Below are 13,797 nucleotides of genomic sequence, written 5' to 3' on the forward strand. Positions count from 1 at the left end.
TTCTGCAGCGGGGCGGGGGGTGATGCCAGAGGGTGACGAAATGGGGTGATGCGGCGGGGTGACGCCGGGGGTGACGGGGACCGGCGGATGCCGGTCCCCGTCCGGTTAGTCAGGCGATGCGTGCGGCTTCGGCGGGGGTGGTGTCGCCGGTGACGATCTGCTCGACCGGGGAGAGGGTGTATCCCCACGCGGCGAGCTGGCGGAAGAACGCGGCGGCGCGCTCGTCGCCGCGTCGCCACGATTCCTTGCTGGTGTTGGACTCGGCACCGGCGAGAACGATCGCCAGGGCTACCAGGCGGGCCTTGCCGGGGTTGGCCTCCACCAGCGCGGCCAGACCGTCCATGTGGTAGCCGGAGGGCCGCTCGACGCCGAGGATCGTGTGCGCGAGGTCGTTGCCGTGGCTCATCGCGGACGACACCGAGAACCGGTGGGCGGTCAGGCCGAGCGCGATCACCCGGTCCGCGTCCTTGGGGAGCGTCTTGCGGGAGAGGAACGTCGCGAGCCATTCGCGGCGCACCGTCTCGGCGGCGGTCCACGCCTTGTTGTTGGCGATGAGCGCCTTCCGCTCAGCGGACTTTTCGACGCGCTCTTCCTCGATCTGCTCCGCCGTCAGCGGCTCGGCGGGAACGTCGCTGGGGTAAGCGAACGCGAAACCGTTCTCCGTGGGCTCCTGGACGAAGTAGGTCACGTCGATGTCGCCGCCCCACCGGGTGTCGAGCAGCGCGCCGCGCATCGGCACGGTGGCGATGTGCTCAGCGGTCACCCTCTCCCCGTCCGCGGTGTGGAGCTTGCGGAGGATCACCCACGGGGTGCCCTCCCCGTATGCCTCGGCGCGGGTGAGCACCTGGAACCCGTTCGCGATCTGCTCCTGTTCGACGGCGGCGAAGCGGGCCTTTTCCGCGGCGTCGTCGCGGATGCTCTGCGCGGTGTAGTCGAACTGGGTCGGGTCGGTGGTGGCGACTTCGATCAGGTGCGCGCGGGCGTCGGCGTCGTCCTCGAACTCCAACAGGACCGCGGCCTGGTCGAGCGTCAGCGCGTGCTCGTGCAGAGCGGACGTGACGGTGGCGGACTCCGCGACCGCGATGCCCTTCTTCACCGCGTCGGTCTTGGTGCCGGTGCGCTTGGCGATCTGCGCGGCGCTGATGCCCTCAAACGCGAGCTGCGCCCATGCGGCGGTGCGATCCGCGGTGCTGAGGTCGGCGCGCTGGTCGTTCTCGATGATCTGCTGAATGATGCGGTCCGCGGTGGTGTCGTCGCCTCCCACGACGTAGACGGGGACGGTGGTCACCTCGGCCTCGCGGGCGGCGAGGGTGCGGCGCTGGCCTGCGCGGACGATGACGTTTCCGTGCTCGTCGCGGCGGGCGAGGATCGGGGTGATGACGCCGTTCTCGCGGATCGACGCGATGAAATCCTTGGTCACGGGGGCGCTGGTGCGCACGTTCGCCTCGATGACGAAGGTGGTCGGGTCGATGTGCTCGATGGTCCCGGTTCCGGTGGTGATGCTCACGATGGTTCTCCTTGATCGGTGTGCGATCATGAAGGCGACGGGTCCCGTGGTACTTCCATTACTACGGGGCTTTTGTCGTCTTCCAGATCGTTTTTCTTTGCCTCTCCGGCGAGTGAAAACCAACTGAGCGCAGGCGCCGAAGTGACGGGGTTTCCGGGCGAAATAAGGGAGCTTGCGACCGCGTCCGGAAAGCCCGGCACGTAGGCGTTGGAGCGAAGTAGGTTGAAACCGCGGAGAGGTGAAGAAAACGCAGGAATCCTGCCGCGTAGCGGCTCGCTCCGGCGGTGCTCCGTCACCGCTGCGCGGGCGGAGATCGCGCCCCGCCGAAGGCGGAACACCGGGGAGCGCGAGGGGGTCACCCCTCGTGGCCGGCCCGTCGGCCCTCCCGCTCAAGGCACCAATGTCTGCGCCGGGTGCGAAGAGCACCGATGCGGGCGCTCGGCGTCGAACATGTTTTGCGTGGCGCCGAGAAGGTCTATGGGCTGGGACTGGGAATTGCCGCCCGTTCTTGCCCCACAATCGTGCTGTGGAGAAGCACCAGAGCAGCAGCGTCGACAGCCCGGGCCCTACGGTCAAGAAGGTCCGGTGGTGGAGTCGGTTTGGGGTGCGCATCACTGCTGGTGTGGTTCTCTATGTCATCGTCGGTGGCATTGTTCTCCTCACAGTCCCTGACCTCCTGCTGAGAAACTGGTTTCCAGAGCTCACTGCTCAGCGACGCGCCGCATTCCTCGGGCCGGCGACAACCACCGTTCTGTTCGCACTCGGCGGGACCATCGCGCTAGTCGGCGTTGGCCTCAGCCTCTCTCGTCACCGACAGGAGCTTGAAGCAGCGGAGCGCGACCGTGAACGGCTTCACGACGATCGGGAACGAGAGCGGGCGCGACGCGACGAGGTCGATGCGCAGCGGCGCATTGAGACAGAGCGAGCCCTGCGGGAACGGTTTGTCACAACCGTCAAACTCCTCAGCGACCCGGCACCCGTCAACCGTCAGGCCGCCCTATTTGCCCTTGGCGCTCTCGCAGACGACTGGGATGCGTTCGGGAACCCCGACGAGGTGCAGGTGTGCATCGAAGTTCTCACCGGCTACCTCCGCGCGCCCCGCTCCGACGAGATGCGCATTCCCCTCCCCCAGAAAGAGATCGACAAGCTCGACCCCTCCGACCGCCGCGATACTCAACGAACCACCCCGCAGGAAATATCCGTCAAACAAGCTGGCTACACGGTCGTCGGAAGGCATCTCAAACCCGATGCCCCCGCCCATTGGCACGATCGCGATCTCTATCTCGCTGGTGCGTACATCGACTTCCACGTGGACCTCAGCGACGCGACCATCACCAACGGCGGAACCATTGACCTCAATGGCGCGACCATCATCACCGACAGCGGGTACGTAGCCCTCGACACCGCAACCTTCACCGAAACCGGGTACTTAACCCTCAACGACGCGACCATCGCCGACAGCGGGACCATAAGCCTCAACGGAGCGACGATCGCCAACCATGGGAGCGTGGAACTCTTCGGCGCGACCGTTATTAACGGGGGGGTCGTGAACTTTTACGGCTCGACCATCACCGACAGGGGGTCCCTGAACCTCCACAGCGCAACCATCACTAACCGTGGATCCGCCGTAGCTCTCGTCAACGCAACCATCTCCAACAGCGGAACCGTGACCTTCGACAACGCGACTGTTTCCGATAGCGGGTTAGTAGACATCAGCGGCGCGACCATCACCAGCCGCGGGACCCTAGACCTCGACGGCGCGGCCATCACCGACAGCGGGATGGTGAGCTGTCGACGCGTGACGATCACCGATAGCGGGGTGGTCACCCTAGACGACACGCTGATCACTGACAACGGAGCGGTAAGTCTCCAGGACGCAAACATCGCGGACAACGTGTCTGCGGATCTCCTCACCATGGTGGTCTGCGTCGGCGGGTCGATAACTCTCCCAGACGGGACGGACCATCCTTCCACGGCCTAGTCGAGTTCCCTTGCCTACGTGAGGTGCTGCTTCTCGGCTGCGCCGTTACGCCTTGGCGCCACCTGCGACCGGGAGGTGACGGCGGTCGCGCGAGATAGGTCGGGGCCGATTGCGTCGGCTTCGAGGACGCGGCCGTGGCGGCGGTCGTCCCCCTCACCCCAGGCCACGGTGCGCTCGTATCCGACGACGATCACCGCGTCACCCTTGTGCAGCGACGCGACCACGTGCTCGCCGAGTTCGAACTTTGTTTCCACGAAATGCGTTGTCGGGGCCTCGTGCGGGGTCCACTCGCCGCCGCGGTATTCGCCGGTGTTCTCGATGACGCGCAGCTTGACGATCTGCACGCGACCCGCCTGCACGGCCTCGGGGTCGGTGGCGAGGTTCCCGGTGATGGTCCTGGTGCTCATCTGTCGTCTCCTGCTCGTGCGGTTCGTGGGTCCCGTCGACGTCGACGGGAGCGTGCTCGGGGCGTCAGCCTCAGCGGTGTCGGTAGGGGGCATTTCAAGGCCCCAGGACGCGAGTGCGTCGCGGCGGGTGATTTCGACGGGCGGCTCCGACAGCGATCGGCGCTGCTCGAGCTCGGCGCGGGTGACGTAGTGCCCGGGGATGCGGCGTTCCTCGCCGTAAGCGGCGCGGTAGAGCCGGTCGGCATCGTTCTCCAACCGGTCCACCTCGCCCTGTCGGTCGGTGTATCCGGCGAGGTATCCGGCTCGGTAGTCGTCGCTGGTGGTGTCGTGCTCGCTCATGCGGCGTGCTTGTCGATGAGGTCGGGGCGGAATCCCGACCAATGGTCTTGATCGCTTGCCACGACGACGGGGGCGGCGGAGTATCCCAGCTCGTCCATGACGTACTTGAGCGCTGCCGGGTTGGTGGAGAGGTCCACGACGGTGCACTCGATGCCCTTCCATTGCTCGCGAGCTCCCGCTCCCACTGACGTCCGTTCGATCACCTCACAAGAAGATGGGCGCCGAAGCTGTTCACCTGCTCCTCGACCGCATTCTCGGCAAGGACACCGCTTCGCGTACCCTCGCGCCGACGCTCATCGTCCGGGAGAGCAGCCACGGGACGCACTAACTACGCAGACCTCGTTGTGAAGTCGCGAGCTTCATGGCGGTGTTCTGTGATCGCTCGGCGGCGCGCGCTCAGTTCCCGATGACGAGGACGAAAAGGAGTTCGAAGGCGTCAGTTCGTGTTGTCGAGGATGAGTTTCGTCGCTTCGCGGGGAACGTCCCATTGCGGAAAATGGCCGCATTTGTCGAACCAGTGCAGCGAGGCGTCGGGGAACCGCTGAGTGGCGCGCATTGCTTGTTTGGGCACGGTCACCAGGTCGCGCCGCCCCCACCCGATGGTGACCCGGCCGGGTACCGTGCCCGCTGGGGCACCCTGCTGCGGGGGGCCTTTGGTGAGGGCGTCCATGGCGGCTCCGGTCGCCGGGGAATCCGCCAGCCCACGCACGTCCGGCAACACGGTTTTCTGCGAGAGGGCCCAGGGTCGCGCCGACAGTTGCGCCAGGAGCAACGTCCGTCCGACGGGGGTTCCGAGCAGGGCTGGCAGCATGCCGCGCAGCGCTCGGACCAGTACGATCGACGGCCGCAGCGTGGCGGCGAAAACGGCGAGCTCGCGCGAACTCCAGAACCCGCCGGGGTCCAGAGCGACGGCGTCCCCGCCGACTCCCCTCCGCGCGAGCTCGAGCACGATCCGGCCGCCCATCGACTGTCCGACGGTCGAGACACCGTCTAGGCCCTGGTCGCGGATGAAGTCCACGACGGAGTCGGTCAGCGTGGCGATCGAGACGTCGCCCGACAGTGGCGGGGTGTCACCGAACCCGGGCAGGTCGACGGCGATGACCTCACGTTGCCGCGCCTGGTCGTCGAGGATCGGAGTCCAGGATCGCCAGCCGGCGCCCAGTCCGTGCACCAGCAGCAAGGGGGTGCCGTTCCCGCGTCGAACATAATTCAGGGTCATATCCGCAACGCTAACCCGCGCTGCTCTCGTGAGGGCCGGCTCGGACGAAAGCGTCGCCGTGACCGTTGAGTCGCGATTCGCAAGGCGGCGTCACGCAGAACGGTCGACTTCCACGTGGGCAACATCGTCCGCCGTCTTGGCCTCGGGCACCGACGCGAGATCACTCGCGTACTGCGCCCATGACCCGACAGCATGAAGCACGGCCGCACACGCCCGCCCGACGATCTGGCCCGCCCCCGCTCCCTACCTGGCCATTCTGTCGGCAGCGGTCGCGGCATCCGCGCCGTTTACTGGACCCATGACCGACAACGACCTCCCCGTCATCGCGCACTGGTTCGACGGCGCCGCGGCGCCCTCGACGTCGGGCCGCACCGCGCCCGTCTACAACCCCGCCACCGGGGCCGTGCAGGCGCACGTCGCCCTGGCCGACGAGGCGGAGGTCGACGCGGCCATCGCGTCGGCCGAGCGGGGGTTCGCGGTGTGGAGCCAGTACTCCATCGCCAAGCGGCAGGGGGTGCTGTTCGCGTTCCGCGAGCTGCTGAACTCCCGCAAGGGCGAGCTGGCCGACATCCTCACGTCGGAGCACGGGAAGGTGCGATCGGATGCCCTGGGCGAGATCGCCCGCGGTCAGGAGGTCGTGGAGCTCGCGACCGGGTTCCCCCACCTCATCAAGGGCGCCTTCAGCGAGAACGCCTCGAACGGCGTCGACGTCTACTCGTTGAAGCAGCCGCTCGGAGTGGTCGGTGTCATCAGCCCGTTCAACTTCCCGGCGATGGTGCCGATGTGGTTCTTCCCCATCGCCCTTGCCGCCGGCAACGCGGTCGTGCTCAAGCCCAGCGAGAAAGACCCCTCTGCATCCCTCTGGCTCGCGCAGCTGTGGAAGGAGGCGGGTCTTCCCGAAGGCGCGTTTACGGTGCTGCAGGGCGACAAGGTCGCCGTCGACGGGCTGTTGAACAGCCCCGTCGTGCAGTCGATCTCGTTCGTCGGCTCGACCCCCATCGCGCAGTACATCTACGAGACCGCCGCGAAGAACGGCAAGCGCGTGCAGGCCCTCGGCGGGGCGAAGAACCACATGCTGGTGCTCCCGGATGCCGACCTCGACCTCGTCGCCGACTCGGCCGTCAACGCCGGCTTCGGCGCCGCAGGCGAGCGCTGCATGGCCATCAGCGTGGTCCTGGCCGTCGAGCCCGTCGCCGACGAGCTCATCGCGAAGGTCACCGAGCGCATCCAGAAGCTGCGCATCGGCAATGGCGCCGCCACCGACGAACCCGACATGGGCCCGCTGATCAGCGGACAGCACCGCGACAAGGTCTCCTCCTACGTCGACATCGCCGAAACCGACGGCGCGAAGGTCGTCGTCGACGGCCGCGGATACACCGTCGACGGTCACGAGGACGGCTTCTTCTTCGGCCCCACGCTCTTGGATGCCGTGCCCACGTCATCCCGCGCGTACACCGAGGAGATCTTCGGCCCCGTCCTCTCGGTCGTGCGCGTGGCCTCGTACGAGGAAGGCCTCGCGTTGATCAACAGCGGCGAGTTCGGCAACGGCACCGCCATCTTCACCAACGATGGAGGCGCCGCCCGCCGCTTCCAGAACGAGGTGCAGGTCGGCATGATCGGCATCAACGTGCCCATCCCCGTTCCGGTGGCCTATCACTCGTTCGGCGGCTGGAAGAAGAGCCTCTTCGGCGACGCCAAGGCGTACGGCGTGCACGGTTTCGACTTCTTCACCCGCGAGAAGGCCGTCACCAGCCGCTGGCTCGACCCCGCCACCCACGGCGGCATCAACCTGGGCTTCCCCCAGAACAGCTGAGCCCTCTGCACCGGATGCCGCGGCCCGAGCTCTTCGGAGCCCCGCGTCGCGGCATCCGTCGTCCGGAGACGATCACCCGCCGTCGTCGGAGAACTCCAGAGCGGCCCACAGCTCGGCGCGCGCGGCGAAGGTCGACAGGTCGAGCCGGAGCAGCCCCTCGAGCTGGGTGAGCCGTGCCCTCAGCGTGTGGCGGTGGATGCCGAGCGCTCGCGCAGCGGGATCCCACGCGCCGTTGGCCTCCAACCACACCCTCGCCGACTCCTTCAGGCGCTGCCGCTCCGCGGGGGGAAAGGCATCGAGCGGCTCGAGGAGCGAGCGAGCGAGCACCTCGCCGCCGCGCTCGCGCAGCGCCCCCACCAGGCCGCGACGGGCGAGATCGGCGTACGCGCGCACGGTGCCGGGCGGGGCATCGCGTGCCGCCTGCGCCGCCCGACCGAAGGCGGGAGCGAGGTCTTCGCCCTCCTCATGGCGGGCCGTTCCCACGGCGAGACCGCGCCGTTCGGCGAGCGCCGCCAGAGCGTCGCCCGCACCCTCGGCCACCAACACGATCACGTCGTCACCGCGTTCGGCCGAGAACAGCCGGCGCGGGTCGCTCGAGACGAGGTCGAGCTCGTCGAGCAGTCCGGGCGTCGCGCTCGCCCCGCGCAGGACGCCGATCAGGTAGGGCTCCGCGGGGAGTCCTCCGATCGCCGAGTCGGCCACCCGACGAGCGGTGTCGCCGTGGCCGTCGAGCAGCATCTCGACGACTCCCGCACGCACGCCGCGCAGCGACGTCTGCACCCCCCTCTGCTGCTCGAGGGCGATACTCGCGAGAGCGACGACAGTGGTGACGAGCTCCTTGCCTGCGGGGTCGAGCGGCTCCGCTCCCCCCACCGCCAGCACACCGCGCAGCCGCGAACTCTGCCCGATCGTCTGCAGCAAGGCGTGGCCGGCCGCCGGAACGGTGAGGCTCGCCGCGGTGCGGCGTTCGAGCAGGCGCCGCACATCGCGACCGACCTCGACTTCGGCCCCCACCGGCGCAGAGCGAAGACCGGGCAGCGACAGGCGCCCACCGACCGCGTCGTAGAGCTCGACCCAGGCGCCCAGCACACGGGACAGCGTCTGCAGGATCTCCCGAAGCCCGTCGTCGCGCACGGCTGCCCGCGCCACCGCCCGCTGCGCGTCGAGCAGCCACGACAGGCGCGCCGCGCGGTCGGCGGCGATGATGTCGGCGACGAAGCGGATGATGCGGATGAACGGCGCCCGATCTGCGATCTCGACGATCGGCAGGTCGGCGGCCTCCCCCGCCCGCACCACCGCGTCGGGCACGCGATCGTGGATGATTTGGGTCGCGAACCCGAGGCCGACGACCCCGTGCGCGCGCAGACGCCGGCAGTACTCAGTGGCGTCATCGGCATCCGGTTCGGAAGAGAACTGCGCACCGTTCGTCAGCAGGAGATTGCCGGGCTCGAGCCACGGAGTCGGATCCATGAGGTCGGAGCTGTGCACCCACGACACCGGCCGATCGAGGACCCTGTCGTCGAGTGCCGTCAGGACGCGCAGCGGAAAGGAGTCGTCGTCGAGGAGGACGCGGAGGGTGGCGGGCATGACTGGCCAAACTGTCGATCGTCATCCGACATTACCGACAGATCCGCGCTCCCCGCTCGCCCGGAGCCCGACGCACACTGGTGGCATGTCGACTCCCCTCACGACCACCCGTAACGCCGAGATCAGCGAGCGCGACCGCTCGAGCGTCTTCCACTCGTGGTCGGCGCAGGGCTCGCTCGCCCCGCTCCCCCTCGCCGGCGGCTCGGGTGTGGAGGTGTGGGATGCCGACGGCCGCCGCTACCTCGACTTCTCGAGCATGCTGGTCAACGTCAACATCGGCCATCAGCACCCCCGCGTCGTCGCCGCGATCCAGGAGCAGGCCGCACAGCTGACGACCGTCGCGCCGGCCCACGCGCACGAGATGCGCGCGCACGCCGCCGAGCTGGTGCTGAAACGGGCACCCCAGGGCTTCTCGAAGGTCTTCTTCACCAACGGCGGCGCGGATGCCAACGAGAACGCCATCCGCATGGCGCGCCTGACCACCGGCCGCGACAAGATCGTGTCGCACTACCGCTCGTACCACGGCAACACGGGCGCTGCCATCGTCGCCACGGGCGACTGGCGACGGATGCCGAACGAGTACTCGCGCGGCCACGTGCACGTCTTCGGTCCGTACCTGTACCGCTCCGAGTTCTGGGCCGAGACCCCCGAGCAGGAGTGCGAGCGGGCGCTCCGCCACCTCGAGCGCACCGTGCAGGCGGAGGGCCCCGACACCATCGCGGCGTTCCTGTTCGAGACGATCCCGGGCACCGCCGGCATCCTGGTGCCCCCGCCCGGCTACCTGGCGGGCGTGCGCGAGATCGCCGACCGCTACGGCATCCTGCTCATCCTCGACGAGGTCATGGCGGGCTTCGCGCGCGCGGGCGAGTGGTTCGCCTTCGATGCGTTCGACGTGCGCCCCGACCTCATCACCTTCGCCAAGGGCGTGAACTCGGGCTACGTGCCTGTCGGCGGAGTGGTGATCTCGGATGCCGTGGCCGCGGTGTTCGACGACCGCGTGTTCCCCGGGGGACTGACGTACTCGGGCCACCCCCTCGCGGCGGCGTCCATCGTGGCCGCGCAGGAGGCGATGGCCGACGAGGGCGTGATCGAGAATGCCCGTCGCATCGGCGACGAGGTCATCGGACCACGACTGCGCACCCTGGCCGAGGAGTCGCCGCTGGTGGGCGAGGTGCGCGGGCGCGGGGTGTTCTGGGCCGTCGAGCTCGTCGCCGACGCCGTCACCCGCGAGCCGCTGGCCGCCGCCCGTGTCGGTGGCATCAAGGCCGCGATGCTCGAGCGGGGCGTGCTCGGCTTCACCGCCGAGAACCGCGTGCACGTCGTACCTCCCGCCGTCATCGGTGACGCCGACGCGCACCGCGGTCTCGACGTGCTGGTCGAGGTGCTGCAGGCCGAGGCCGCGCGCGGCTGACGCGCGCCCCCCTCGGGGTCGAGTGTCCAGGACACGCCGCGGCCGCCGGTCCCCCACGGCGTGTCGCGGACACTCAACGCCCCCGCCCCCGCGCCGCGCCGCGCCCCGCGCCGCGCCGCGCCCACCTCGCGTTAAGTGTCCAGGAAACGCCGCACGCGCACGGCCGAAGCGGCGCGTCTTGGACACTCAACAGGGTGGGGATACCCGACCACGCGCGGCGGCGGGCAACCCGGGCATCAGCGCCCGACCGCAGGGTCAGCGGCCGGGGGACCGTCGCCGCGTTCGCCAGGCTTTCCACGCTCCGGTCGACCACAGGGCCCAGACCACCAGCAGAGGCTGGAAGAGCAGACGGATGCCGCGGGCCAGGTCGGTGTCGAGGCCGAACGCGTCGGTGCCCCGGACGAACTGCTCGATGTTGCCGGGGAAGATCGCGACGAAGAAGGCCGCGACGATCCACCCCACGGCCACGCGATAGCGGCGGAGGACGAGCAGGGCGAGGCCGAGCGCGATCTCGACGACCCCGGATGCCACGACCGTGACGTCGACCGGGAGCGGGAGCCACGACGGCACCTGAGCGACGAAGTCGTCGCGCGCGAACGTGAGGTGCGCGGTGCCGGTGAAGACGAGCGCGGCACCGAGCAGCCAGCGGGCGAGGGTGCGGGGCAGGCTCATCCTCCGAGGGTAAGCCGGGAGCCCCCCGGTCGAGATCGCCCTGACGATCCGACGTCACCGCCTTCCCGTCGGAAGCGACCCACGCAGCCGGACCACGTTGAGTGTCCACAACACGCCGCACGCTCACGCCGGGTGACGGCGTGTCGCGGACACTCAACGGGGCGGGGATGCCGCGGCCGCACCGTGCGAGGGCCGCGGGCGCGCGCACCGGGTGAGAGCGAGTCCTGACGTCAGCGGCGCAGGATGCGGTGGGCGAGCGCGTTGCCGAGCAGCTGACCGGCCTGCACGATCACCACGATGATCGCGACCGTCACCCACGTCGCCTGCTGGTTGAACTGCTGGTACCCGTAGATGATCGCGAAGTTGCCGAGCCCGCCGCCGCCGATGTAACCGGCCATGGCCGACATGTCGACGACCGCGATGAACATGAACGTGTAGCCGAGGATCAGCGGCGCGAGCGCCTCGGGGATCACCACGCCGAACAGCACGCCGATCCGCCGGGCGCCGACGGCCCGCGCAGCCTCGACGGTGCCGGGGTCGACGGCGACGAGGTTCTGCTCGACCACGCGGGCGATCACGACCGTGGCCATGATCGTGATCGGCACGATCGCGGCATCCGTCCCCAGGGTCGTCCCGGTCACCGCGCGGGTGACGGGGGCGACGGCGGTGAGGAAGATGATGAAGGGAATCGGGCGTATGAGGTTGATCACGAGGTTCGCGACCGCGAAGACGACCCGGTTCTCGAACAGGTTGCCGGGCCGGGTGGCGTAGAGCAGCGCCCCGATGACGAGTCCCGCGACGCCGGAGATGAGCAGCGAGACGGCGACCATGTAGACCGTCTCGCCGATGGACTGCAGCAGCACCGGGGTGAGGGTGTCCCACTTGTTCATGCGCGCACCTCCCCGGTGGGCACGACGACATCGGTGTGGGCGCGCAGCTCCGCGACGACGGCGCCGAGGTCGTCGGTGTGCACGCGATAGGTGAGCGTGCCGAGCTGGCGCCCGAGCACGTCGGTGACGCCGCCGTAGACGACGGAGTGACGGGCGCCGTGACGGTGGAACACGTTCGAGACGTCTTCGCTGGAGAACTCGTTGATCTCGACGCTGACCAGGTCGCCCCCGCCCGCGGCGAGCGCCGACAGTGTCTCTCCCGCCGGCACGCCCTGCGTCACCGCGGCGACGAACCGTTTGGTGAGGTCGGCGCGCGGGTGCGCGAACACGCGGTACGTGTCGCCGCTGTCGACGACGCGGCCGCCGTCCATCACGATGACCTGGTCGCACAGCTCGTGCACGATCGAGATCTGGTGCGTGATGACGACGATCGTGATGCCGAGGCGCCGGTTGATCTCGCGCAGCAGGTCGAGCACCTCGGCGGTGGTCTGCGGGTCGAGCGCGCTCGTGGCCTCGTCGGCGAGCAGGATACGGGGGTCGGTCGCGATCGCCCGCGCGATGCCGACGCGCTGCTTCTGCCCGCCCGACAGGCGCCGCGGGTACTGCTTCGCCTTGTCGCCGATGCCGACGAAGTCGAGCAGCTCGGCGACGCGCTTGTCGCGGTCGACCTTCTTCCACCCCGCCACCTTGAGCGGGTAGGCGACGTTCGCCGCGACGGTGCGCGAGGTGAAGAGGTTGAACTGCTGGAAGATCATGCCGACGCTCCGCCGCAGATCGCGCAGCTTCGCCTCGGAGGCCGCCCCCACGTCGACGCCGAGCACCTCGACGGTGCCCGATGTCGGCTGCTCGAGCCCGTTCAACAGACGCACCAGGGTCGACTTCCCGGCGCCGGAGTAACCGATCACGCCGACGATCGACCCCTCCTCCACGCTCAGCGACACGTCGTCGACGGCGGTCGTGGAGGAGCGGCGATCGGTGCGGAAGCTTTTCGAGACGCCCCGCAGCTCGATGACCGCGGTCATCCGTTCTGGGCCTTGAGGGCGTCTTCGAGACTCGTCAGTTCGTCCTGCAGCTGCGCGCCGGTCCACTCGGTCTTGAACTGCAGGTTGCCCTGGTTCAGCTCGGTGACCGCGGCCTCGACCTCGGGGCTGTGGTACGCCGCCACGAGCTTCTCCCAGCGCGGGTCGTCCTTCTTGTCGTCGCGCGTGACGAACGCGTTGATGTACGGCGCGAGCTGCGGGTTGTTCAGGTCTTCCTTGAAGATGATGAGCTCGTCGCCGAGCCCGCCCTTCTGGGCCTGCGTGTTGTTGACGATGGCGGCCTGGGCGCTGCCGTCTTTGAGCGCGGTGACGGTCTGGTTGGTGTCGACGGGGAGCAGCTCGATCTTCGAGGTGACGATGTCCGCCGGCGTCGAGAGGGCGGTGCCACCGTCCTTGAGGGTGAGCAGCCCCGCTGTCTGGAGGTTCAGCAGGCCGCGAGCGAGGTTGGTCGGGTTGTTGGGGATGGCGACCTTCGACCCCTCGGGCAGGTCCTTCACATCGGAGTACTGCTCGGAGTACAGCGCGAGCGGGTAGACCGCGGTGGCGCCGACCGGCACCAGCGAGCCGTTGTTCTCGACGTTGAACTGCGACAGGTAGATGAGGTGCTGGAAGAGGTTCACGTCCAGCTCGCCGTCCTGCACGCCCTGGTTGAGCTGCACACCGTCGTTGATCGTGCGCACCTCGAGCTCGATGCCCTCATCGGCGAGCTTCTGCGTCAGCACCGCCCAGTGCGCCTCGGTGCCGTCGTCGGCGCCCAGGACGATGCGCGAGGAGTCGTCGGTGGATGCCGCTCCCCCGGCGCACCCGGTCAGGGCGAGGAGGAGGGCTGCGGAGGAGGCGCCGAGGATCGTGGCCAGGCGTGCGGTGCGGTGCGAAGTCATGGACCCACGTCACCATGCGCTCGACGGACGCCCAAGCCGCGGCGTTACGG

At 68.9% G+C, this 13,797-nt stretch carries 14 protein-coding genes; 5 read left to right on the forward strand and 9 right to left on the reverse strand.

What is annotated here, in order from left to right:
- Positions 1-109: 109 nt before the first annotated feature.
- Positions 110-1,507 carry a ParB/RepB/Spo0J family partition protein gene (locus ACXKZF_RS16005; protein ID WP_488984875.1) on the reverse strand — a complete coding sequence of 466 codons (1,398 nt, stop codon included), beginning with the start codon at positions 1,505-1,507 and terminating at the stop codon, positions 110-112.
- A gap of 526 nt (positions 1,508-2,033) precedes the next feature.
- Between ACXKZF_RS16005 and ACXKZF_RS16010 the strand changes: the two genes are divergently transcribed.
- Entirely contained in the window at positions 2,034-3,488 is a 1,455-nt protein-coding gene (locus ACXKZF_RS16010; protein WP_488984876.1) for a hypothetical protein, read from the forward strand.
- A gap of 14 nt (positions 3,489-3,502) precedes the next feature.
- On the opposite strand, the gene ACXKZF_RS16015 is transcribed toward ACXKZF_RS16010, so the two are convergent.
- Both ACXKZF_RS16015 and ACXKZF_RS16020 read right to left on the reverse strand, forming a co-directional pair.
- On the reverse strand, positions 3,503-4,234 hold the full coding sequence (locus tag ACXKZF_RS16015) for a single-stranded DNA-binding protein (protein ID WP_488984877.1): 732 nt from the start codon (positions 4,232-4,234) through the stop codon (positions 3,503-3,505).
- The gene (locus ACXKZF_RS16020; protein ID WP_488984878.1) at positions 4,231-4,437 is read right to left on the reverse strand and encodes a thioredoxin domain-containing protein; all 207 of its coding nucleotides are present in this window, start codon (positions 4,435-4,437) and stop codon (positions 4,231-4,233) included. Before ACXKZF_RS16020 ends, ACXKZF_RS16015 begins: the two co-directional genes overlap by 4 nt.
- Before the next feature lie 11 nt (positions 4,438-4,448).
- Here ACXKZF_RS16020 and ACXKZF_RS16025 point away from each other — a divergent pair, with 11 nt between their 5' ends.
- Positions 4,449-4,562 carry a hypothetical protein gene (locus tag ACXKZF_RS16025; RefSeq protein WP_488984879.1) on the forward strand — a complete coding sequence of 38 codons (114 nt, stop codon included), beginning with the start codon at positions 4,449-4,451 and terminating at the stop codon, positions 4,560-4,562.
- 108 nt (positions 4,563-4,670) lie between these two features.
- Here the strand turns inward: ACXKZF_RS16025 and ACXKZF_RS16030 are convergent, their stop codons facing one another.
- Positions 4,671-5,453, reverse strand: coding sequence for an alpha/beta fold hydrolase (locus ACXKZF_RS16030; RefSeq protein WP_488984880.1), 783 nt, complete (start codon positions 5,451-5,453; stop codon positions 4,671-4,673).
- A gap of 75 nt (positions 5,454-5,528) precedes the next feature.
- On the opposite strand from ACXKZF_RS16030, the gene ACXKZF_RS16035 reads away from it, so the two are divergent.
- Positions 5,529-5,636, forward strand: a complete 108-nt coding sequence (locus tag ACXKZF_RS16035) for a LuxR C-terminal-related transcriptional regulator (RefSeq protein WP_440775095.1) — start codon at positions 5,529-5,531, stop codon at positions 5,634-5,636.
- Between the two features lie 115 nt (positions 5,637-5,751).
- The gene (locus ACXKZF_RS16040) at positions 5,752-7,266 is read left to right on the forward strand and encodes a CoA-acylating methylmalonate-semialdehyde dehydrogenase (protein ID WP_488984881.1); all 1,515 of its coding nucleotides are present in this window, start codon (positions 5,752-5,754) and stop codon (positions 7,264-7,266) included.
- A 72-nt stretch (positions 7,267-7,338) separates the two neighbouring features.
- Here the strand turns inward: ACXKZF_RS16040 and ACXKZF_RS16045 are convergent, their stop codons facing one another.
- On the reverse strand, positions 7,339-8,853 hold the full coding sequence (locus ACXKZF_RS16045; RefSeq protein ID WP_488984882.1) for a PucR family transcriptional regulator: 1,515 nt from the start codon (positions 8,851-8,853) through the stop codon (positions 7,339-7,341).
- Between the two features lie 85 nt (positions 8,854-8,938).
- On the opposite strand from ACXKZF_RS16045, the gene ACXKZF_RS16050 reads away from it, so the two are divergent.
- Entirely contained in the window at positions 8,939-10,264 is a 1,326-nt protein-coding gene (locus ACXKZF_RS16050) for an aspartate aminotransferase family protein (protein WP_488984883.1), read from the forward strand.
- A gap of 255 nt (positions 10,265-10,519) precedes the next feature.
- Here the strand turns inward: ACXKZF_RS16050 and ACXKZF_RS16055 are convergent, their stop codons facing one another.
- The 4 genes from ACXKZF_RS16055 to ACXKZF_RS16070 form a co-directional block, all read right to left on the reverse strand.
- A complete protein-coding gene (locus ACXKZF_RS16055; RefSeq protein WP_488984884.1) occupies positions 10,520-10,936 on the reverse strand; it encodes a DoxX family protein in 417 nt (138 codons plus the stop codon).
- A 230-nt stretch (positions 10,937-11,166) separates the two neighbouring features.
- On the reverse strand, positions 11,167-11,826 hold the full coding sequence (locus tag ACXKZF_RS16060) for a methionine ABC transporter permease (RefSeq protein WP_055952357.1): 660 nt from the start codon (positions 11,824-11,826) through the stop codon (positions 11,167-11,169).
- Positions 11,823-12,848, reverse strand: a complete 1,026-nt coding sequence (locus tag ACXKZF_RS16065; RefSeq protein ID WP_488984885.1) for a methionine ABC transporter ATP-binding protein — start codon at positions 12,846-12,848, stop codon at positions 11,823-11,825. Before ACXKZF_RS16065 ends, ACXKZF_RS16060 begins: the two co-directional genes overlap by 4 nt.
- Entirely contained in the window at positions 12,845-13,747 is a 903-nt protein-coding gene (locus ACXKZF_RS16070) for a MetQ/NlpA family ABC transporter substrate-binding protein (RefSeq protein ID WP_488984886.1), read from the reverse strand. Before ACXKZF_RS16070 ends, ACXKZF_RS16065 begins: the two co-directional genes overlap by 4 nt.
- Positions 13,748-13,797 lie beyond the last annotated feature (50 nt).

The sequence above is a fragment of the Microbacterium sp. ABR10 genome, assembly GCF_057812175.1.

Bases quoted from the DNA above. Each gene is read 5' to 3' on its own strand.
- ACXKZF_RS16045 (WP_488984882.1), bottom strand. From the start codon at position 8,853: ATGCCCGCCACCCTCCGCGTCCTCCTCGACGACGACTCCTTTCCGCTG.
- ACXKZF_RS16070 (WP_488984886.1), bottom strand. From the start codon at position 13,747: ATGACTTCGCACCGCACCGCACGCCTGGCCACGATCCTCGGCGCCTCC.
- ACXKZF_RS16030 (WP_488984880.1), bottom strand. From the start codon at position 5,453: ATGACCCTGAATTATGTTCGACGCGGGAACGGCACCCCCTTGCTGCTG.
- ACXKZF_RS16015 (WP_488984877.1), bottom strand. From the start codon at position 4,234: ATGAGCGAGCACGACACCACCAGCGACGACTACCGAGCCGGATACCTC.
- ACXKZF_RS16060 (WP_055952357.1), bottom strand. From the start codon at position 11,826: ATGAACAAGTGGGACACCCTCACCCCGGTGCTGCTGCAGTCCATCGGC.
- ACXKZF_RS16055 (WP_488984884.1), bottom strand. From the start codon at position 10,936: ATGAGCCTGCCCCGCACCCTCGCCCGCTGGCTGCTCGGTGCCGCGCTC.
- ACXKZF_RS16040 (WP_488984881.1), top strand. From the start codon at position 5,752: ATGACCGACAACGACCTCCCCGTCATCGCGCACTGGTTCGACGGCGCC.
- ACXKZF_RS16065 (WP_488984885.1), bottom strand. From the start codon at position 12,848: ATGACCGCGGTCATCGAGCTGCGGGGCGTCTCGAAAAGCTTCCGCACC.
- ACXKZF_RS16050 (WP_488984883.1), top strand. From the start codon at position 8,939: ATGTCGACTCCCCTCACGACCACCCGTAACGCCGAGATCAGCGAGCGC.
- ACXKZF_RS16025 (WP_488984879.1), top strand. From the start codon at position 4,449: ATGGGCGCCGAAGCTGTTCACCTGCTCCTCGACCGCATTCTCGGCAAG.